The organism is Mycobacterium sp. IDUB_19 (genome assembly GCF_055419445.1).
Map to the genome: position 1 here is coordinate 1 of NZ_JBVAXR010000015.1, position 20,326 is coordinate 20,326.

Consider the following 20,326-nt stretch of genomic DNA (forward strand, 5'->3'; position numbering starts at 1 on the left):
TTCCATGGCACCGGTCCGGCGATGCGCGGGTTCACCAGCCGCTGGGACAGAACGGTCAGCGCCTCGGCGAGTTCGCGGCGGGCCAGGTTGGCGCCCAGGCAGTAGTGAATGCCACCGCCGAATGTCAGGATGGGCGGTGCCCCCTCGCGGGTGATGTCGACGCGGTGTGGGTCGGCGTACACATCCGGATCACGGTTGGCCGCAGCGGTATTCACCAACACCATGGTGCCGGCAGGGAAGAGGTAGCCGTCGAGCTCGGCATCCTCGATCACCAGCCGCAGAGTCCCACAGGCGATCGGTGAATGGCGCATGGTTTCCTCGACCGCGCGCATGGCCAGTTCGGGATTCCCCTTGAGCAGTTCCCACTGCTCGGGGTGCTCGCAGAGCACCTGCACCGAGGCGCCCACCTGGTTGCGGGTGGTGTCCGTCCCCGCCAGCAACAGCCCTCCGGCGAGCATGCGCAGCTCGGCGGCATTGAGGCGGTCCCCGTCGTCCTCGGCGCGGATGAGGTCGGAAAGCAGGTCGTCGGTCAGGCTGTGCCGGCGCCGGTCGACCATGTCGTCGACATAGTCGTCGAGTTCGGCCCACGCGCGCATGACGCCGGGCTCGAGTTCGCGAATGTCGACATTGAAGCTGAAGGCTTTGAAGATCTCGTCGGCCCACAGCGAAAACTGTTGCCAATCCTCACGCGGCGCGCCGAGCAGCGCGCAGATGATCGGCACGGGGTAGGGGCGGGCGATGTCGGTGACGACGTCGCAGCGCCCCGCGTCGGCAACCTGGTCGACGAGCTCGTTCATCAGGTCGGCCATCGTGTCGTGCAGGCGCAGGGTCGCCCGGGGGGTGAACGCCTTGGAGGTCAGACTGCGCAGCCGATGGTGCGCGTCGCCTTCCAGGCAGAGCAAGCTGTTGACCACCTTGTCCCACAACGGGCCCGACGTGATGCCCTGGACGAGCAGATTGATGCCGGGCGGAATCTGGAACCGGGTGTCGCGAAGAACGGTGCGCACGAGGCGGTATGAGAGCACCTCGGGTCCGAAAGGTCCGATCGCGATCGGGGCCTGTCGTTGCACGGCTTCGATGCGCGGGTAGATCTCCGCCGGGGTTTCCCCGGCGTCGTAGTCCAGCGCAGGCAGGTCGGCGTCGAAAACACTTGCGGGAGCGGTACCGACGGCCATGGCGGTCTCCTTAGCCCGGGAATCCGCGCTGAGCGAAGCTCGCGGACAACTTCCAGACAATGTATGGCCACGGTGTACAGGTGTCAACGAGGCGCGTTTCGGGGAATCGATTTTGGCCGTCAAGTGGACCGGTTTTGGGGCGGATGCCTCATGTGCCGACGGGGCCCGGAGCCGACAATTGCGGCATGGTTGTCTTAGATTCCACGCCCGCCACCGCTCCGATAGCCCCAAAGCAGCCGTGGGAGAAGGTGTTAACGGAAGGTCATGCGCCTCTGGTCAGGGCGCGACGGGTGTTCCGTTACCTGCCCTCGGAACCGCGTTGCAAGGTGTGCAACAACCCGTTTGGTGGGCCGGTCGGACGCGTCTTCGCTGCGGCCGGATTCAGCCCGTCGCGCAAGAACCCCAATCTGTGCAGTCGCTGTTGCGACGCGCTTCCTCCGGGTGGCGCCGAAGTGGACGTCGCGGTGTTGTTCGCCGACGTTCGCGGTTCCACGGCGCTGGGCCAGCGCGGTGACGCCGCGGACTTTGCCGCGCTGCTCAACCGGTTCTACGCAGCCGCGACGCAGGCTCTACTGCGGCATGATGCGGTGATCGACAAGCTCATCGGCGACGAGGTCATGGCGTTCTTTGTGCGGGGCATCAGTGGGCCCCATTACCGGAGTCGTGCGGTGCGCGCGGGGATGGATCTGCTCCACGCGGTCGGGTACGGGGGTGACCAGGGGCCTTGGCTGCAGCTAGGCGTGGCGGTCAATGCGGGAATCGCGTACGTCGGCAATGTCGGGGAGGCGGTGGTCGATTTCACCGCGCTCGGCGATCCGGTCAACGTTTCGGCGCGGATGCAACAGCACGCCGCCGGTGGGGAGATGCTCGTCGCGTCCGGAGTGGCCGACGAGTTGATGGGAAGCTCGCCGCAGCGGCGGTTGAGCCTGCGCGGATACGACCAGCCGATCGACGCGTTCAGCCTCAAGGTGTGACTTCGATTACCGGCGAACAGGACTCAGCCGCTACTGAGCGAAGGGACAGGCGCTGTTGTAGTCGACCTGCCAATGCTTGATGCCGTTGATGAACGGTGAGCGCAGCCGCTGGGGATCTCCCGCGGAAGCCAGGTCGGGCAGGTGATCGGCGATCGCGTTGAACATGATGTCGATCGTCATGCGAGCCAGGTTGGCGCCGATGCAGTAATGCGCTCCGGTGCCACCGAATCCGAGGTGCGGGTTGGGGCTGCGCAACACGTTGAAGGCGAACGGGTCGTCGAAGACCTCTTCGTCGAAATTGGCGGAGCGGTAGAACATCACCACCCGCTGACCCTTTTTGATCTCGACGCCGCCGAGCTCGGTGTCGGTCAGGGCGGTGCGCTGAAAAGCCGTGATCGGAGTGGCCCACCGGATGATCTCATCGGCCGCGGTCTTGGGTCGCTGCGCCTTGAACAGCTCCCACTGCTCGGGGTGGTCGGTGAAGGCCATCATCCCCTGCGTGATCGAGTTGCGAGTCGTCTCGTTGCCGGCGATGCCCAGCGTGACCACGAACATGCCGAACTCCGCCTCGGAAAGTCCGTCACCGTCGGCGTCGGCCTCGACCAGCGTCGTAACGATGTCGTCACCCGGATCTTCGGCTTTGCGGGCAGCCAATTGCATTGCGTACCACATCAATTCGCCTGCCGAGGTGAGGGCGTCGTAGTCGGCGAATTCCGGGTCGTCGCTTCCGATCATCTTGTTGGACCAGTCGAACAGCTTGCCGCGGTCCTCCGCCGGCACCCCGAGCAGGCCGGCGATGGCCTGCAGCGGCAACTCGCAGGCCACCTGAAGAACGAAGTCGCCCGAGCGTTGCGCCGCGGCGTGTTGGGCGATCTGCCGCGCGCGCTCGTTGAGGTCGGCGCGTAGGCGTTCGACGGCGCGCGGGGTGAATCCGCGGGCGACGATCTTGCGCAACCGGCTGTGTTCGGGGTCGTCCATCATGATCATCGATGCCCGGCCGGCTTCGATCTGGCCCTGTGCCTGGTCTTCCCGGTAGCGCGGCACGATGGATTTCGTTGCCGACGAGAAGATGTCGCTGCGCAGCGACACCTCGCGGATGTCGCGGTGCTTGGTCACCACCCAGTAGCCGCCGTCGGAGAACCCGCCCTGGTCGAGCGGTTGCTCATTCCACCAGATCGGCGCCGCCCGGCGCAGTTCCGCCAACTCGCCCACCGGTAACCGGTGGGCATAGATGTCGGGATCGGTGAAGTCGAACCCCGGCGGGAGGTTGACAGTGGCGATGGGTGCGCTCCTCGGGGATTGCGGGTGGTGAGGAGATGCTAGCGCTTAGACGCGGTTGGGCATACACATAAGACCAAATGTCGGCCATGCGCCTTTGCCTGCGGGTGCAGAGCCACTGCCAAGCCGATCCCGCTGGTCGAGCCACTGTGCGAGAGCCCGGCGAAGACAGGAGACAATCGGACTATGTTTCTGGTCCCGGCGTGGGCGTGGCGCGGGGGTCCGGTGCGGCGGGGGGTGTGCGTAGGGATTCCCGTCGGATTCTTCCTGGCCACGTTGGTGCTCGCCGAATCCGGACTGGTGCTGGGTGGGGTAATCGCATTCGTGGTGACGAGCGTCTTCTACGGCGCGGTGGTGGCTAGGCGGATGGGCAAATTCTGGCCGGTCGCCAAGGATCTGAGCGGTGCCGAACGAGTCGCGTTGGTTCGTGCGGCACGACAGGGCCACCGCCTGGACGACGCGCGCCTGGCGTCCGCGGCCGTTGAGTACGCGACGGGTCTGCGCGATGCCCGCGAGCAAGCCCGTGCCGGGCGGTGGCTGGTGTGGCTGACGGCCGCGGCGATGGTGGTGTTGGCGGTGCTCGATAGCGTCTCCGCGTCACCCCGAAGCGCCTTTGTGTCATGGCTTTTCGTCGTATTCTTCGCCGTCGAGATCTTCTGGTGGCCGCGGGTGCGGGATCTGCTCGTCGTCGACGCGGAGCACACCCTGCAACTGAGCCAGACCGACGACGGGTGATGCTCAGCGCGCGGTCGAGCTGGGTGCCTGCTGGGTGTCGTGCGCGCCGAGGTTTATTGCCGCGGTGATGACGGCCCGCTCGATCTGGCGAAGCGCGTGCACCGCGGTGAGGAATCGCCTCGTGTCGGGATGCGGCCCGTCCTCGCCGTCGTGATGGCGGGCCAGGGCCTCGGCGGCGTCCAGCGCGTAGGTCGCGGAGTTGACGGTCGCCGTGCCCGCTCCGTCGACGAGGGTGACGAGCGCATCGATGTTGCCCAGAGTTTGCGCTGCGGCAGCGGTGAACGCGTCGCCCAGCTGTGGTGACCCGACGGCATCCCGGTAGCGCTCGCTGCTGCGGGCCAGGCTTCGCCCGTAGCGATCGCAGGCGGTGAAGATGCGTAGGCCGCGGCGAATGCTGCGGCGCCCGGCGAGGCCGGCCACTCCTGCCAAGAGTGGCTTGGCGGTAATCCGGAACTGTTGCAGGTTCCGGTCGAGCTGGCGCGCTTGCTCGGTCGGGCTGACGGACTCGTCCTCGCCGAACATCGTCGCGGTGGAGATCTCGATCAGCGCGGTCAACGCCTTCAAGAAGGCACGGGTGTCCTCGCGGATGGCGGTTCTGGTGTTCGTCGGTAACACCAGGATTGCCACGGTAACTCCGATCACGGCGCCGATCGCGGTTTCTTCGATGCGCAACATCAATACGCCCAAAGAGAATTGGCCCATCAAGCCGTAAAGCAGCGCCAGCATGGTGGTGATCCAGAAGGTCATCAGGCTGTAGGTGACCGTCATGAAATAGAACGCGCAGAACAGGCAGACGAAAATCGCCACCAGCGAGGCGGTCTTGTCGCCGGCGAACAGCGTGGCCGCCAGCATGCCGCAAGGCACGCCGAGGATGGTGCCGAGCGTCCGCTGCCAGCCCTTGGTCAGGGTTTCACCCCACGAGTTGGTCCCGGCGAAGATCACGAACGCCGCGATGACCGCCCAAAACCAACGGGCGGGCGACACCAACTCGCCGATGGCGATAGCCAGCGACGCGGCGATCGTCACCTGAATGGCTTGCCGAGTGGTCTGCGACAGCCCGCGGTCGGCTGGCTTGGCATCGGCATCGTCAACTTCGGGGCAGGCTTCGGATTCGGGTGGCTGTGTGGTACCGGAGGTTTGCACGGCGCCGGCGGTGGCCCGTTCGACGATGGCGCGGACTTCGGCAGTTGCGTTGGCGGCGTTGATGATTGCCAGCGCAAGGCGGCGTACCGCCGCTTCGGCGGGGTCGTCAGTGGCGGTGGGCCGGGGCAGCTGGTCGACTACCCGCTGGGCCTGACTCGCGGCCTGCGCAAGCCCGTCGAGCGACGGAATGCGGATCGCTCGCGCGAGCTCGTTGAGCGCCCCGACCAGTTCGAGGCGGGTGTTGGGCGCGATGGCGGGCGGATTCTCCGCGACGACCAATGCCGCTTGCCGCCCGGCGTTGGCTACCCACTCGATGGCCAGTTCGGCGTCGAACAACCACGGAGCCAGCTGTTGGCTGGTCACCCCGGGCCACAGCACGGCGGGATCGGCCTTGTCTTCGATCTGGCTCTGCACCAGCAAGGCGGTCTCGTTGAGCCGAATGGTGCGGGCCCGCATGTGGCGTCGTCGCCGTTCGTCGAGCCGGCCGGTGCGAACCGCCTCCGCCGTGGTGTCGACAACGATCGCCATCCGCGCCCGCAGCGCGCGAATCGTGGCGCGCAGCACGCGTTCTGGCCGATCAGGCAGTACGTAGGTGCTCATTACGAACGTGCACACCGTTCCGACCACGACGGCGCCGATCATCCACGGCAACTCCGAAATACTCGCTCGCAGATACAAAGTGAAGAAATAGGCCATGAACGCGACCATGCCGAGTGCTCTGCCGCGGGGCCCGAAGCGGCGGACGTAGACCGCGGCGAAGACCACCACCACGAAGACGGCGTCGGCGGCCACCAGGTGCGGCGCGAGCAGCACGGCAGCTGTGATCGACAGCGCGGCGGGCAACGGCAACAGTGCCATCGTGATTCGCTGCTGGCGCGGGTCGGGCTCGTTGACCGATCGGGACGCGATCATCGTGATGACGACGCCCAGCAACGCTACGGTCAACGGCTGTCCGGTCGCGCGGGTCAGCGCGAAAAGGATCGCGAGCGAGCAGGCCAGCGCGGCCGTCGTCCGAATCGCCATTCGCAGTCGCAACAGTCCCGGATCGGAGCCGATCCACCAGTTTCGCGCCCGCTCATACAGCACCGTCGCCGATGCGCCGAGACCCTCGGCGGCGCTGGAATCCACATCATCTCGGCGGGTATCGCGAAGGCCGGGCTCGTGCGCCCCGCGCCCACCCGACACCGGCTACCGCCTCTCCTTTTTTGCTTCCTCATCACGGCGCTACTGCGCGACCGCTGTGGACCAGGCTAGTCTTCGAGGTCGTGACAGCGCCGACGCGGGCGAAGCTGGCCGATGGCCGTGACCTGTTGTTCTTCGCGTTGCCCGGGCACCGTCCGGCGCCGGTCGCCGATCGCAGGCCCTTGCCGGAGCGGGTTCCGGACCAGACGCAGTTGCGGTTTGACCGGTCGACCGGACAGTGGGTGATCATCGCGGCGCTGCGACAAGACCGCACCTACAAGCCGCCAGCCGACCAGTGTCCGCTGTGTCCGGGTCCGACCGGGCTGACCAGCGAGGTGCCCGCGCCGGACTACGACGTAGTCGTGTTCGAGAACCGGTTCCCGAGCCTGTCCGGTGCCGGCCGGCCGGTGGGCGCGCCGGACGCTGACGGATTTGTCTGCGCACCCGGGCATGGCCGGACCGAGGTGATCTGTTTTTCCAGCAACCACACCGGGTCGTTCTCGGAGCTGGAACCGGCGCACGGGCGGCTGGTTGTCGAGGCATGGCGGCACCGCACCGCCGATCTGATGGCCGCACCGGGCATCGAGCAGGTGTTCTGTTTCGAAAATCGCGGCGAGGAAATCGGGGTGACGCTGACCCATCCGCATGGTCAGATCTACGGCTACCCTTATCTGACGCCGCGAACCACCGCGATGCTGGGGCAGGCGCGCGAATATCGAATGCGTCACGGCGGCAACCTCTTTGCCAATCTGCTGGCCGGTGAGGTCGCCGACAGCAGTCGCATTGTCAAGCGCACCGAACTGTTCACGGCGTTTGTCCCGTTCGCGGCGCGCTGGCCGGTCGAGGTGCACATCTACCCGAACAGGTTCGTGCACAACCTCGTTGAGTTAACAGAGGACGAGCTGGACGCGTTCGCGCAGCTCTACCTCGACGTGCTGGGGCGGTTCGACCGGATGTATTCAGCTCCGCTGCCCTATATTTCGGCGCTGCACCAGTACGCCGACACCGCGGCTCAGGCTGACGGCTACTTCCACGTCGAGTTGATGTCGATTCGGCGCAGCGCCACCAAGCTCAAGTATCTGGCGGCCTCCGAATCGGCGATGGACGCGTTCATCACCGACGTCACGCCCGAAAGCGTGGCCCAGCGACTGGCCGAACTCGGATGACGGTTCGGTACGCCGCGCCGGGGCGGATCAATCTGATCGGGGAGCACACCGATTACAACCTCGGGTTCGCGCTGCCGATCGCGCTCCCGCAGCGCACGGTGGTGACCTTTACCCCCGACCGCGGTGACGCGATCACGGTGAGCAGCGACCGCACGGACGGCGCGGTGCGCATTCCGCTCGGCACCGCTCCCGGGGACCTGGATGGCTGGGCGAGTTATGTGGCCGGGGTGATGTGGGCGCTGCGCCAGGCCGGTCACCCGGTGCCGGGCGGCGCGATGTCGATCACCAGCGACGTGGAGATGGGGTCGGGCCTGTCTTCCTCGGCGGCATTGGAATGCGCGACGCTGGGCGCGATCGCGTCGGCCGCCGGTGTGCACATCGACGCAACAGAGCAGGCGTTGCTGGCCCAGCGCGCCGAGAATGAATATGTCGGTGCCCCAACGGGTTTGCTTGATCAACTGTCCGCACTGTTCGGGGAGTCGTCGACCGCGCTGCTGATCGACTTTCGCGATGTCACCGTGCAGCCCGTCGCATTCGACCCGGACGCGTGCGGCGTCGCGCTGCTGCTGATCGACTCCCGGGCGCGGCATCGGCACGCGGGTGGCGAGTATGCGGCCCGGCGTGCGTCGTGCGAGCGGGCGGCCGCCGAGCTCAAGGTGCCGTCATTGCGTGAGGTCCAAGATCGCGGACCATCGGTTTTGGCGGCGGTCACCGATGCGGTCGACGCCCGTCGGGCCCGTCATGTGCTGACCGAGAACCGGCGTGTCCTTGATTTCGTTGGCACACTGCGGGATTCGGACTTCACCGCGGCCGGCCAGATCATGACCGCGTCGCATGCCTCCATGCGTGACGATTTCGAAATCACCATTCCGCACATCGACCTGATCGCCGACACCGCGGTCCGCGCGGGTGCCCTGGGCGCTCGGATGACCGGCGGCGGCTTCGGGGGCTGTGTGATCGCCCTGGTGCCAACCGAGCAGGCAGAGGTGGTTGGCGAGGCGGTGCGACGGGCGCTGATTGATGCCGGGTTTGAGCAGCCGGTGATCACTCGAACCCGCGCGGCTACGGGGGCGCGACTATGTGGGTAGAGGGTGCCCGCCAGTGCCCGCTGGACGTCGACGCGTGGGCTACCCGCCCGGAGTGAACCGAACCGCGCCGAGGTGCATGCGGTCGACCGCCTCGCCGAATTCCTCGAGCGTCGGGATTCGCTGGTCGCGGAATTTCAACCCGATCATCGTTTGTGCACGCCGGACGCCATACGAGTCGGCGCAGCGCTTATAGAGATCGGAAACGATAGCGCGGTCCCGGATGAGCTCGCCGTGCATCGCGGTCGTCCTGCCGTCGTAGATGACCTGGGCGGGAGCGCCGCCGCGGAAGTTCTGCTTCCACGGTGCACCGGTCAGCGCATACAGATCGCTGTCGATCACATGGGCGCTCACCGGAAGTGTGAACGGGCGCCCCGTCTTTCGCCCGGTGAAGCTCAACACCATGAGCTGCTTGCGGGCGGGGCCGGCCAGCGGGGTGCGCAGCAGGAAGCCCAGCATCGGGTTGATGAGTTTGAGCAGGGCCGACGGTGGGTGCCCGGCGTCGATCGCGTACGACTCTTCTGCCATGCACATACCGTAAGACCAATCGTGCTTCGCGGGGCCACGAATGTGCGGCCAGCCGCACGCGCGGCGGGGAATCGGGGGCGACGATTTCGATGAGCCTGCGTCAATCGTTACGTTGAGCAGCGTTTTCCCGACGCCACAGCAATAGTTGCTGCGGAGAAATGTTTCGCCGATCTACTCTCCCGAAAATTGGGTCGCCACCAGTGCCAGTAGGGCGTAATCAGACTGGCCGACATCGTCGGGAAAGGTTGCTAGCGCGATATCGGCCGCTCGGAGCACGGTCGTCCGAAAATGCTTTTCCTAAACACGTGCCCGCAGGGACGAGTATGCAGTAAGAGACAGCTATGAAGTCACGAAGGATCCTCATCGCACTGGTTGCGGTGACGGCTGTCTTCATGACGTTTATTGGGGCCGCCCCGCCCATTGCCTACGACGGTGAACCCGGGTTCGTCGCGAATCCGGTCGAGCATGTCGACACGCTCATCGGAACGGGCACGGGCGGCGAGACGGTGGGCGAGATCAACGACTTTCCCGGCGCCTCGGTGCCATTCGGAATGGTGCAGTACTCGCCGGACACCGTCGGCAACTACGCCGGCTATAGCTACCACAACTCGCGCTCGACCGGCTTCAGCATGACGCATGCGTCGGTGGGCTGTGCGGCATTCGGCGACATCTCAATGTTGCCGACCACCACCCCGACTTATGCACAATCGTGGAATGCCTGGGAACGGATCGCCCACGATGACACGGAGCAGGGCGACCCGGGCTACTACACGGTGCGGTTCCCCGATACCGAAGTGACCGCTGAACTCACTGCCACCACCCGCACCGGCGTCGGCCGGTTCAGTTACCCGCACAACGGTCGGCCCGCGCTGTTCCACGTGCGTTCCGGCGCTTCGCTGGCGGGCAACTCCCGCGCAGCCATCCAAATCGGAGAAGACAACACCACGATCACCGGATGGGCGACCAGCGGCGGATTCTGCGGCAAAAACAATACGTACACAGTGTATTTCGCCATGAAATTCAGCAAGCCGTTCACCTCCTACGGCACCTGGGACGGCTATTCGGTCTACGCCGGTGCCCGCAACGCGGCTTCGTCCTTCGGCGGAGGGTACGTGGGGTTCCCGGCCGGTTCGGTGGTCGAGGTGCACACCGCGATCTCCTACGTCGGTATCGAAGGAGCGCGGGCCAACCTGGCTTCCGAGGGCGCAGCAAGCTTCGATGAAGTGCGGGCCGCCGCACTCTCCGAGTGGAACACGACCCTGTCGTGTATCGCGGTGGCCGGCCGGAACTCCGCCAACCTCGACACGTTCTATACCTCCCTGTACCGATCTCTGTTGCACCCCAACACCTTCAACGATGTGGACGGACGCTACATCGGATTCGACGGCTTCATCCACGAGGTGGCCAAGGGGCACACCCAGTACGCCAACTTCTCCGACTGGGACACCTACCGCAGCCTGGCGCCTCTACAGGGACTGCTCTTTCCGAAGCAAGCCAGCGACATGGCGCAGTCGCTCGTCAATGACGCCGAGCAAAGCGGATCATTTCCACGTTGGTCTTTTGCGAATTCGGCGACCGGCGAGATGAGCGGAGACAACGTAGTACCGTTCATCGTCAATCTGTACGCCTACGGGGCCACCGACTTCGACGTTCGAACGGCGTTGCGCTACATGGTGAATACGGCGACGTACGGCGGAGTCGGCTTGAACGGGTACGTGGAGCGGCCTGGCATCAAGAAGTACTTGCAGTTCGGCTATGCACCGTTCACCTTCGAGTTCGGCAGCAACGGTTGGATCACCGACGCTTCCCTCACACTCGAATGGTCGGTCGACGACTTCGCCATCTCGCGATTCGCCGACTCACTCGGCGACGCCGCAACCGCAGCCCACTTCCAGAACCGGTCGCAGTACTGGCAGAACCTGTTCAATCCGACCACCCGCTACGTTTCGCCGCGGAGTCTGATGGGATTCTTCCCTGCCGGGCCTGGATTCGTAGATTCGCCTGCAACTTTCGGCCAAATCGGATACGACGAGGGCAACGCGGAGCAATACGTCTGGTGGGTACCGCACAACGTAGCCGGCCTGGTGACGGCGCTCGGCGGCCGTCAGGCAGTGGCGGACCGGCTCGACCGCTTCACCAGGAAACTCAATGTGGGCCCCAATGAGCCGTACCTTTGGGCCGGCAATGAGCCGGGATTCGGGGTGCCATGGCTCTACAACTACATCGGTCAGCCCTCGAAGACTCAGCTCACGGTCGACCGGGTGCGCGGCCTCTTCGGACCTACGCCGGATGGCGCGCCGGGCAACGATGACCTCGGGGCGCTCTCCAGCTGGTATGTCTGGGCCGCGCTCGGCCTGTATCCCGTCACTCCCGGTACGCCGATCCTCACACTGAACACGCCGCTCTTCGATCGCGCCGTAATCAAGCTTCCGGCAGGCAATTCCATCCGGATCTCCGCGCCGGGGGCATCCGGACCGAACCATCTGAAGTACATCAGCGGTCTGAGCGTCGACCGCAAGCCCACCGACCGGACCTTTCTTCCCGAGTCGATCATCAAGACCGGCGGCGAGCTGGCGTTCTCGCTCGCCGCCTACCCGGACATGGGCTGGGGCGCGGGTGAATCCTCGGCGCCACCGTCGTTTGGCGCGGGCGGTTCTGCCGTGACACTCAATGTGTCCCCTCCCGTCGTCACGATTGCTCCCGGAAGCACGGGAAGTGCCAAAGTCGACGCTCAACGGATGGCCGGCGATGCCGGCAACTACAGCATCACCGGCGTGTCCTCCGCCGACGGGGTTACAGCTACACCGGTGTCGGGTCAGTTCGCCTCTGACGGGTCGTCCGCGGTTACCGTCCCGATCACGCTGGCGCGGTCGGTGCCCGAGGGCTATTACATCGTCTATCTCACCGTCATGGTCGGCGAGAGTGTCCGGAGGGCAACCGTACTGGTCATGGCGCAAGCCCATAGTGACGAACCCTGAGTGTATCGCTAGACCATGTCGTTGTCGGCGAGCCAGCGCATCACCGGCCACCCGATGAAGACCGGCAGCCAGCAGGTGAGCACCCGATACAGCAGCACCGACGGCACCCCGACGGCGGCGGGCACGCCGAATGCGGCCAGCCCACCGATCAGCGCTGCTTCGACGGCACCCACCCCACCGGGCGTCGGCGCAGCCGAGGCCAGCGTGCCGCCGACCATCGTCACCACGGTGCAGGTGACGAACGTGGCGCCGCCGCCGAAGGCCTGGACGCTGGACCACAGCGCCAGCGCCGCACCGAGAGTTGTTCCGGCACAACCGAGTACAATCAGCGCCAATCGCCTGGGTTCACGGACGAGCTCGACGAGGTCCTTGGCCACCTCCTGCAGCCGCGGGCGGACCGCCGTCGCCAGCCAGCCGCGGAGCTTGGGCACGAACCCGAACGTCCCGACAATACCCAGCGCCACACCCGCGATCAGGTAGAGCACCGTGGCATCCGGGACGAAATGCGAAAGGTCCATCGACGCGCCCGCCACGGTGCTGAACAAAATCAGCAATATCAGGTGCATGATCACCTGCACCGATTGCTGCAGCGCCACCGCGGCGGTGGCCCGCATGACGGACAGACCGCCCTTCTGCAGGATACGGGTGCTCAGCGCCAGACCGCCGACCCCGGCCGGGGTCGTGGTGGCAGCAAAGGTGTTGGCTACCTGGGCAATTGACAGCTTCCAAAAGTTCACCGTCCCGTCCGTGCAAGCCCACAACGCCGCAGCCGCACCCACATATGTCGAGGCCGAAATGAACAGGCCTAGTAGCGCCCACCACCAATTCGCGGTTCTGAGTTCGGAAAAGAACGTCGGCACGGTGCTGATGAAGGGGTACGCCACATAGACCAGCGCCCCGAGCAGGACCAGCTGGACGACCTGGCTACGGGTGAATCGGGTGATGGTCTGCTTCTCGATCTGATCAGCACCCGTTTGGGACTTGACTTCGGCCCTCGCAGCGGAGATGACGGCGGACGGGTCGCCCACCGAATTCCGGACTCGTTTGGGCACAGCGGATTTGGTAAGCCGCCGGGAGGCGGTCAAGACGCTGTCTTTGCCGAACGTGTCGATGGCCGCCCGCACCGCCGATTTGGCGTCGTACAGCGCTGACGTGGTCACCAGGAGCTGGGCGAGGTCGGATTGGAGTTGGACGTCGGTGGCGCCGTATTCGGCGTTGCCGAACCCGCCGAAGAGCACCGTGCCATCATCGACGGTGATCTCGTGGCTGCGCAGGTCGCCGTGCGAGATCTGAAAGTCGTGCAGCTTTCCCAGCGATTCCCACACCCGCGCGACCGGCGTCGTCTTTGTGCACTCGTCGAGCGGGATCCCCCGAACGGGCCTGTGCGCGTAGAGCGTCCATCCCCGGTCCAGAGCCGCGAAGGCGATCGTCGACGTGTTGGCCACCCCCGCCTCACCGATGGCGATGGCCATCAAGGCGCGATGTTCGACGGCGCGACGCATCGAGGCCTGCAGGGGAGCGGTTTCGGCATCGCGCAGTCGTAGCTTGCGCCATAGCTCGCGCAGCGCGCCGCCGCTGCGTTGGTGCGGGCCGTACAACTCGATCGCTGCCGTCGAATCGGGATCGCCGGAATCGGTCGACAACACAAGCGGACCGGGTCCGGCGGGCCGGATCACCATCAGCCGCGAGACGACGAATCCACGCTTGGCCATCGCACGGACCGCGGCCACCAGCGGCACTTCCAGCGCGGGCGTACCGACGGCAAGCACCACCAGCGCGCCGACGAACCATCCCACCGCCAGCCCCGCCAAGGAGCGAGCCGGGACGATGGCACTGATGACGAGGTGAATCGGTACGAAGGCGAGCAGCAGCGCCCACCACCAGTGCCGCCAGCGCGCGGGCAGCCAGGGGCCGGAGACCGTCAGCACCGCGGCCAGCATCGCGATCCAGCGCGGGTCGTCGAGGAACTGCGCCGGCAGGGTGCTCAGCCGGTCCGAGACATCGAAGTGCCATCGGGGTGCCGCGAGGCGGTTGCTGCTGATCGACAACGGCAGTGCCGCGAGAATCGCGGCCGCCCCGTAGGCGCCCAATAATTTCCATTGCCGGGCGACGATCAGGCCGATCAGGATCATGAACGGCAACGCCAGAATCGCGAATCCGTACAGCAGGTAAACCAGGTCGGATTGCGTGGGGGTCAAGACCCCGACAATCTGCGAGATGGATCTTTCCAGCCGAATCCAGCGGGGGCGGGTGATCAGTGAACCGGTGATCACCGTCGCGAGAAAGGCGGTGGCCAAGATCAGCCGCAGAATGTCGTTGGTCCGCCGGTTCACCGGTTGCAGCAAGCTGCCCGAAACGCTGATATCGCGCCCGTCAACTCGCATGTCAGGATCCTTCGGACCGGGGCCACGCTGTTAGCGGCCCGCCGACAACTTAACCGGATACCTCCGGGCAAGCGTGCATGAACTTGACGGACAGCTTGTTCACCTGCAGGTCAACGGTAGCGGGGCGCCGCCGACGGACACAGCTTGCGGACAGCTCGCTCACGTAAGGTCGCCCAAGGCATGTGTCAACCGGGAGGACGTGAGCGTGGCCAGAACCGATAACGACAGCTGGGAGATCACCGAGAGCGTGGGGGCGACGGCGCTGGGGGTCGCGGCATCCCGCGCGGCCGAGACCGAGAGCGAAAATCCACTCATCCGCGATCCGTTCGCGCGCGTCTTCCTCGACGCCGCCGGCGACGGAGTGTGGAACTGGTACTCCGCGCCGCAGCTGCCCGCCGACCTCCTCGAGACCGAACCCAATTTGGCGCAGCAGATGCAGGCGATGGTCGGCTACATGGCTTCCCGGACCGCCTTTTTCGACGCGTTCTTTCTGGACGCGACAACGGCGGGCATTTCCCAGGCGGTGATCCTGGCGGCCGGCCTGGACTCGCGGTCCTGGCGGTTGCCGTGGCCGGACGGCACGACGGTCTACGAACTCGACCAGCCCAGGGTGCTGGATTTCAAGGCGTCGACGTTGGCTGAACACGGGGCAGAACCCGCCTGCAACCGGATCGCGGTCCCGGTGGACTTGCGCCAGGACTGGCCGAAGGCGTTGCAGGAGGCTGGTTTTGACGCCTCGGCACCCAGTGCCTGGTCGGCCGAGGGGCTGATGCCGTATCTGCCGGCCGCGGCGCAGGAGCTGCTTTTCGAACGTGTGCAGGGGCTGACTGTCGCCGGGAGCCGGGTCGGCGTGGAGGCGCTGGGACCGAAGTTCCTCGACCCCGAAGCCCGGGCGCGCCGGCGGGCGCGGATGGATCGCGTCCGCGCGGCGTTCGCCAAATCCGACCCGCAGCGACAGGTCCCCAGCACCGACGAACTGTGGTACTTCGAAGAGCGTGAGGACGTGGGTGACTGGTTTTCTCGCCACGGCTGGGACGTGACGGTGACCCCGTCTCTGGAGCTGATGGCCGGCTATGGCCGCAGCGCCCCGGAAGAAGTCGAGAACGACGTCCCCGGCAATCTGTTCGTGGCTGCGCAACGCTCGGCAGGGTAGCGACTTCAAATCCGTTGGCGTAGCGCAAACTCATCAGCCCTACAGCGGGTGTTCGTGTCGATGTAACGGCTGGTTAGACCTTCATGGCGAATGCTGTGGGTGTATCCGCCGCCGTCGTCGGAGTGGCAACGTTCCGACGGGAGACAGCCATGAGCATCGCCAAGGTCGCGCCCGGCGCCGTCACCGGGCAACGCGACGGCAAAGCAACCGAGATAGCGTTTTCGGGACGGTTTGGTTTTGGCATCTACCGGTGGGCTTACCTGCCGTTCGACGTACCGCGGGGCGTGCAACAAATTCGGGTGGCCACTTCCCACGACTTCGGCGTGGGTGGCTTGGCGCGAAATGTGTTGGATCTAGGGATGTTTGGCCCTGCCGGCCACGACTTGGGCAATGCGGCCGGGTTCCGCGGCTGGTCCGGCGGGGCCCGCGACGGCTTTGTGATCGCCAGTGGCTATGCCACGCCCGGTTATCTGGCGGGTCCCATCGAGCCGGGAGTGTGGGCGGTAGCGCTGGGCCCGGTGGTGCTGAGCCCGTGGGGAATGGCGTGGCAGGTGCGGGTCACGTTGGACACCGAGCCGCCCGCCACGCACAACGGGCGACCGGTCGCGCAGGACGCTGCGACGAGCGCGTTTATGCCCGCCTCGGTCGTTGGTGCGCGCTGGTATCGCGGTGATCTGCATCTGCATACGGTTCACTCCGACGGTGAGCGCGATCCCGGTGAACTCGTGTCGGCCGCGCACGCCGGCGGACTTGATTTCATCGTCTCCACCGAACACAACACCACCTCCGCCAACCGGGTATGGCCTGGCTGCGACACCGGATCGCTATTGGTGATTCCGGGTGAGGAGGTCACTACCCGCCACGGACACTGGCTGGCTGTCGGCCTGCCTCCGCGCGCCTGGGTGGACTGGCGATACGGGCCGCGCGACGGGGTGTTTCCCCGCTTCGCCACCGAGGTGCGCCAAGCCGGTGGACTGGTGGTCGCTGCCCATCCCGCCGCGCCACTGCCGGGCTCGGCGTGGGAATTCGGATTCGCCGACGTGGACGCGCTGGAGGTGTGGAACGGCCGGTGGAACGTCGATGATGAACTATCCCTTCGTATTTGGCAAAGGCTGCTGCGCAATGGGCGGCGCCTTGTCGCGGTTGGCGGCAGCGACTCGCACGCCAAACGCCAGTTGGTCGGCGCGCCCCAGACGGCCGTGCACGCGGCCGAGCTGTCGATCCCCGCAATCGTCGACGGGCTGCGCCGCGGCCGCTCCTACATCGTGGGATCCCGCGATGTCGCGTGCGAGCTGACCGCGTTCTGCAGCGGTGGCGACGTGACCGGGCCCGGGCAGCAGCTGCGGGTACCGCCCGAGACGCCGGTGACGGTCACCGCCGTGATCAGTGGAGCTCCCGGTACAACCGCCGCCCTGATCACCGCGGCCGGCTGCGTCCGACGAGCATCGGTGTCCTCGACGCGTACCCGGCTGCAATGGGAGCTCGACGCCGCGTCGGCGCGTTTTGCCCGACTCGAGGTACGCGACGGGCGGCGGGGGCGGCTCGGTGCGATGGTCGCCTTGACGAATCCGGTGTGGCTAACCTGAGAAAGGGCAAGACACACCGGCATTCACGGCGTGGCGGGCGCAGACGAGAGAGGAACGAGATGGAAACCTGGGATGCGATCTGCGCTCGGCGCAATGTCCGGCAGTACAACCCCCAACCGGTGTCAGAGGACGACCTGAACCGAATCGCCGAGGCCGGATGGCGGGCGCCGTCCGCGAAAAACCGACAGCCGTGGGACTTTGTGATCGTCACCGACTCGGCTGCGCTGCAGGAGCTTTCCACGGTCTGGCGCGGCGCCGGTCATATCGCGGCGGCCCCGGCCGCGATCGTGTTGGTCGTACCGGTGCCACCGGACGATCGCCGGCTGGTGACCGACAACTACGACGTGGGCCAGGCGACGATGGCGATGATGATCGCGGCCACCGACCTGGGCATCGGCACTGGCCATTCGTCGGTGGGCGATCAGGAGAAGGCGCGCGCGATCCTGGGTGTCCCGGACGACTACCTGGTGGCCTTCATGCTCGGCGTCGGGTATCCGGCCGATCGTCCGCTCACCCCGATCCGCAAGCCGGACCGGCGCCCGTTCAACGAAGTCGTCCACCGCGGACGCTGGTGAAGGCCGGGACAGTGGCAGACACGGCGCGGGAGCACAAGGGCGAATACGGCTACGACGGGTCGTTCCACACCGTCTCGGCCGGGTCGCAGGTGGCGGGGGTGGCCGGCATCTCGGCCGTCCTGTTCGCCGGCGCGGGCGTCGCCCTGGCCCGCGGTAACCGGCTGGCGGCAGCGCTCGGCGCGGCCTCGGCGATCGAGGTGCTCGCCACGACCGCCTCCTACATCTACGCAACCAGGCGCGGCAAGTTCGTGGTGTGGGACCGAATCCTCGACGAACTGGGGCTGCAAGGCGACGAAACCGTGCTCGATCTCGGATGTGGCCGCGGCGCGGTGTTGCTCGCCGCGGCCAAACGGTTGCCGCGCGGCCTTGCCATAGGCGTCGATCTGTGGCGTGCCGATCAGACCGAGAATTCGCAGCAGGCAACGTTGTCCAACGCCGATCTGGAAAACGTCGCCGACCGCATCGAGGTGCACACCGCCGACATGACTGCACTGCCGTTGGCCGACGAGAGCGTGGACGCGATCGTCAGCAGCCTGGCCATCCACAACATCCCGAGCCCCGAGGGCCGGCGCAAGGCCTTGGACGAAGCGATTCGGGTGCTGCGCCCGGGCGGCCGCCTCGCGATCGCCGACCTCTGGGAAACCAGCCGTCACGCCGCACATTTGCGCGACCTTGGTTGGGATAACGTCCGACGCCGCAACCTCGGTTGGCGCATGTGGTACGGCGCTCCCTGGTTTGCAACGCGTGTGGTCACCGCCACCAAGCGCACTTAGCCCGCGTGCAGCATGCTGGATTCATGAACAGAAACGACATCACCGAACAGATCGTCGTTGCGCGCCTGACGCGCGGTCTCACCTGGCAGGAGCTGGCCGACGCCATCGGCCGGCCGGTGGTGTGGACAACCTCGGCGTTGCTCGGCCAGCATCCGATTCCGCCGGAGTTCGGCAAGCTGCTGGCCGAGATGCTCGGTCTCGACCAGTCGGTGGTTCCGGTGCTCGCGGCGCCGCCGATGCGCGCGGGACTGCCCACCTCCTCAGCTGGAGGGGTGCCGACCGACCCCACCATTTACCGCTTCTACGAAGCACTTCAGGTGTACGGTGGCGCCATCAAGGAACTGATCCACGAGCAGTTCGGCGACGGCATCATGAGCGCGATCAACTTCAGCGTCGACCTGCAGAAGAAGCCGCACCCGTCGGGCGATCGCGTCGTCGTGACTTTCGACGGCAAATACCTTGCCTACGACTGGGTTTCAGCGCAAGGGGAGTGATGGCCAAGGCGAGCCCAAAGCCGACACCCGCAGATCTCGTCCTCTCCGGTGGGGGCGTCAAGTTCATCGGCCTGGTCGGTGCCATCGTCGCCTTGATGGACGCGGGATATACCTTTCCGCGGGTGTCGGGGGTTTCGGCCGGATCGGTGGTCGGTGCGATCTTGGCCGCCGCGTCCAACGGCGACCAGCTGACGAGCCAGGAGGTCAAGGAGCTCGCGCTGTCGGCGCCGCTGAGCAAATGGCGCGACGCGGGACCCGTGCCCATCCTCGGTGCCGCATGGGGACTTGTCCGGGACACCAGCATGTTTCGCGGTGACGCCGCCTACGACTGGATTCGCAGCGAGCTGAAGAACCTGGGTGTCACCTACTTCGGTGATCTGGTCCTCGAGGACGGCATGCTGCCCAAGGGACGGCACCACAAGCTGGTGGTCACCGTTGCCGACTTGACCGCGGCACAGCTGGTGAGACTGCCCTGGGACTACCGGCGGCTCTACGGGCTGGACCCCGATGAGCAGCTGGTCGCCGACGCCGTGCGCGCGTCGATGGCGATCCCGTTCTTTTACCCCCCGGTCAAGCTGACCGGGGTCAGCGGCGCAACGTCCACCCTCGTCGATGGTGGTGTGCTGTCAAACTTTCCAATCGACACCTTTGACCGGTTCGACGGAAAACCGCCACGCTGGCCCACATTTGGGATCACGGTCTTACCCAGGCTCAATGAAGGTTTCAGCGCGGTCATGCCCGCGCTGAAGCCCCTGCGCTTTTTCGAGCAGACCGCGTTGCTGGAAAGTCTGCTCACCACCATCCTGGCGGGCCACGACCAGACCCACCTCAACCAGCCGTGGGTTGCGGCCCGCGCGATCGCCGTCGAATCGACCGATGTGGGCGTGCTCGACTTCGATGTAGCAGCGGATCGCCTTGCGGCGCTGTACGCCAAGGGTCATGAGGCGGCGCAGGAATTCCTGCTGACGTGGGACTGGGCGGGGTATCTCAAACGGTTCCGCTGGGCCGTTTGACGCTGGGGCCGCAAGGGTGAAGTGACGACTCATCGCCGGCGTGCCACACTTCGGATTGGAGGAGGCGACGGGAGGTGAGGCGGTTGCCCGGGCAACCGCATCGC

General features: G+C 66.1%; 16 protein-coding genes. 11 read left to right on the forward strand and 5 right to left on the reverse strand.

Annotated features, from left to right (window positions below; genetic code table 11):
* Positions 1-1,175, reverse strand: a 1,175-nt coding sequence (locus tag ACZY0B_RS14045; RefSeq protein ID WP_463764737.1) for a cytochrome P450, incomplete at its 3' end; no start/stop codon positions are given.
* A gap of 185 nt (positions 1,176-1,360) precedes the next feature.
* Between ACZY0B_RS14045 and ACZY0B_RS14050 the strand changes: the two genes are divergently transcribed.
* Positions 1,361-2,149 carry an adenylate/guanylate cyclase domain-containing protein gene (locus ACZY0B_RS14050; RefSeq protein WP_463764738.1) on the forward strand — a complete coding sequence of 263 codons (789 nt, stop codon included), beginning with the start codon at positions 1,361-1,363 and terminating at the stop codon, positions 2,147-2,149.
* Between the two features lie 30 nt (positions 2,150-2,179).
* Here ACZY0B_RS14050 and ACZY0B_RS14055 read toward each other — a convergent pair whose 3' ends face one another.
* Positions 2,180-3,430 carry a cytochrome P450 gene (locus ACZY0B_RS14055; protein WP_463764844.1) on the reverse strand — a complete coding sequence of 417 codons (1,251 nt, stop codon included), beginning with the start codon at positions 3,428-3,430 and terminating at the stop codon, positions 2,180-2,182.
* Positions 3,431-3,613: 183 nt separating this feature from the next.
* Here ACZY0B_RS14055 and ACZY0B_RS14060 point away from each other — a divergent pair, with 183 nt between their 5' ends.
* Complete coding sequence (locus tag ACZY0B_RS14060; protein WP_463764739.1) at positions 3,614-4,162, forward strand: hypothetical protein; 549 nt, start codon at positions 3,614-3,616, stop codon at positions 4,160-4,162.
* A 3-nt stretch (positions 4,163-4,165) separates the two neighbouring features.
* On the opposite strand, the gene ACZY0B_RS14065 is transcribed toward ACZY0B_RS14060, so the two are convergent.
* On the reverse strand, positions 4,166-6,328 hold the full coding sequence (locus ACZY0B_RS14065; protein ID WP_463764846.1) for an FUSC family protein: 2,163 nt from the start codon (positions 6,326-6,328) through the stop codon (positions 4,166-4,168).
* Between the two features lie 215 nt (positions 6,329-6,543).
* Between ACZY0B_RS14065 and galT the strand changes: the two genes are divergently transcribed.
* Together galT and ACZY0B_RS14075 are read left to right on the forward strand one after the other, a co-directional pair.
* On the forward strand, positions 6,544-7,653 hold the full coding sequence (gene galT / locus ACZY0B_RS14070; protein ID WP_463764848.1) for a galactose-1-phosphate uridylyltransferase: 1,110 nt from the start codon (positions 6,544-6,546) through the stop codon (positions 7,651-7,653).
* A complete protein-coding gene (locus ACZY0B_RS14075; protein WP_463764740.1) occupies positions 7,650-8,741 on the forward strand; it encodes a galactokinase in 1,092 nt (363 codons plus the stop codon). Before galT ends, ACZY0B_RS14075 begins: the two co-directional genes overlap by 4 nt.
* Positions 8,742-8,780: 39 nt before the next feature.
* Here ACZY0B_RS14075 and ACZY0B_RS14080 read toward each other — a convergent pair whose 3' ends face one another.
* On the reverse strand, positions 8,781-9,266 hold the full coding sequence (locus ACZY0B_RS14080; RefSeq protein WP_463764741.1) for a hypothetical protein: 486 nt from the start codon (positions 9,264-9,266) through the stop codon (positions 8,781-8,783).
* Positions 9,267-9,607: 341 nt separating this feature from the next.
* Here ACZY0B_RS14080 and ACZY0B_RS14085 point away from each other — a divergent pair, with 341 nt between their 5' ends.
* Entirely contained in the window at positions 9,608-12,244 is a 2,637-nt protein-coding gene (locus ACZY0B_RS14085) for a GH92 family glycosyl hydrolase (RefSeq protein ID WP_463764742.1), read from the forward strand.
* Between the two features lie 8 nt (positions 12,245-12,252).
* Here ACZY0B_RS14085 and ACZY0B_RS14090 read toward each other — a convergent pair whose 3' ends face one another.
* Positions 12,253-14,628, reverse strand: a complete 2,376-nt coding sequence (locus ACZY0B_RS14090; protein WP_463764743.1) for a lysylphosphatidylglycerol synthase domain-containing protein — start codon at positions 14,626-14,628, stop codon at positions 12,253-12,255.
* Between the two features lie 205 nt (positions 14,629-14,833).
* On the opposite strand from ACZY0B_RS14090, the gene ACZY0B_RS14095 reads away from it, so the two are divergent.
* From ACZY0B_RS14095 to ACZY0B_RS14120, 6 genes are all read left to right on the forward strand, one after another.
* Positions 14,834-15,781, forward strand: a complete 948-nt coding sequence (locus tag ACZY0B_RS14095) for a class I SAM-dependent methyltransferase (protein WP_463764744.1) — start codon at positions 14,834-14,836, stop codon at positions 15,779-15,781.
* Between the two features lie 149 nt (positions 15,782-15,930).
* Complete coding sequence (locus ACZY0B_RS14100; RefSeq protein WP_463764745.1) at positions 15,931-17,367, forward strand: CehA/McbA family metallohydrolase; 1,437 nt, start codon at positions 15,931-15,933, stop codon at positions 17,365-17,367.
* A gap of 59 nt (positions 17,368-17,426) precedes the next feature.
* Complete coding sequence (locus ACZY0B_RS14105) at positions 17,427-17,942, forward strand: nitroreductase family protein (protein ID WP_463764746.1); 516 nt, start codon at positions 17,427-17,429, stop codon at positions 17,940-17,942.
* 11 nt (positions 17,943-17,953) lie between these two features.
* Positions 17,954-18,715, forward strand: coding sequence for a class I SAM-dependent methyltransferase (locus ACZY0B_RS14110; RefSeq protein ID WP_463764747.1), 762 nt, complete (start codon positions 17,954-17,956; stop codon positions 18,713-18,715).
* A gap of 23 nt (positions 18,716-18,738) precedes the next feature.
* Positions 18,739-19,209, forward strand: coding sequence for a cyanase (gene cynS / locus ACZY0B_RS14115; protein WP_463764748.1), 471 nt, complete (start codon positions 18,739-18,741; stop codon positions 19,207-19,209).
* Complete coding sequence (locus ACZY0B_RS14120; protein ID WP_463764749.1) at positions 19,209-20,222, forward strand: patatin-like phospholipase family protein; 1,014 nt, start codon at positions 19,209-19,211, stop codon at positions 20,220-20,222. Before cynS ends, ACZY0B_RS14120 begins: the two co-directional genes overlap by 1 nt.
* Positions 20,223-20,326: the final 104 nt, after the last annotated feature.

Coding starts and splice junctions, on each gene's coding strand:
- ACZY0B_RS14120 (WP_463764749.1), top strand. CDS start 19,209: ATGGCCAAGGCGAGCCCAAAGCCGACACCCGCAGATCTCGTCCTCTCC.
- ACZY0B_RS14080 (WP_463764741.1), bottom strand. CDS start 9,266: ATGGCAGAAGAGTCGTACGCGATCGACGCCGGGCACCCACCGTCGGCC.
- ACZY0B_RS14090 (WP_463764743.1), bottom strand. CDS start 14,628: ATGCGAGTTGACGGGCGCGATATCAGCGTTTCGGGCAGCTTGCTGCAA.
- ACZY0B_RS14075 (WP_463764740.1), top strand. CDS start 7,650: ATGACGGTTCGGTACGCCGCGCCGGGGCGGATCAATCTGATCGGGGAG.
- ACZY0B_RS14065 (WP_463764846.1), bottom strand. CDS start 6,328: ATGGCGATTCGGACGACGGCCGCGCTGGCCTGCTCGCTCGCGATCCTT.
- ACZY0B_RS14050 (WP_463764738.1), top strand. CDS start 1,361: ATGGTTGTCTTAGATTCCACGCCCGCCACCGCTCCGATAGCCCCAAAG.
- ACZY0B_RS14085 (WP_463764742.1), top strand. CDS start 9,608: ATGAAGTCACGAAGGATCCTCATCGCACTGGTTGCGGTGACGGCTGTC.
- ACZY0B_RS14060 (WP_463764739.1), top strand. CDS start 3,614: ATGTTTCTGGTCCCGGCGTGGGCGTGGCGCGGGGGTCCGGTGCGGCGG.
- cynS (WP_463764748.1), top strand. CDS start 18,739: ATGAACAGAAACGACATCACCGAACAGATCGTCGTTGCGCGCCTGACG.
- ACZY0B_RS14105 (WP_463764746.1), top strand. CDS start 17,427: ATGGAAACCTGGGATGCGATCTGCGCTCGGCGCAATGTCCGGCAGTAC.
- ACZY0B_RS14100 (WP_463764745.1), top strand. CDS start 15,931: ATGAGCATCGCCAAGGTCGCGCCCGGCGCCGTCACCGGGCAACGCGAC.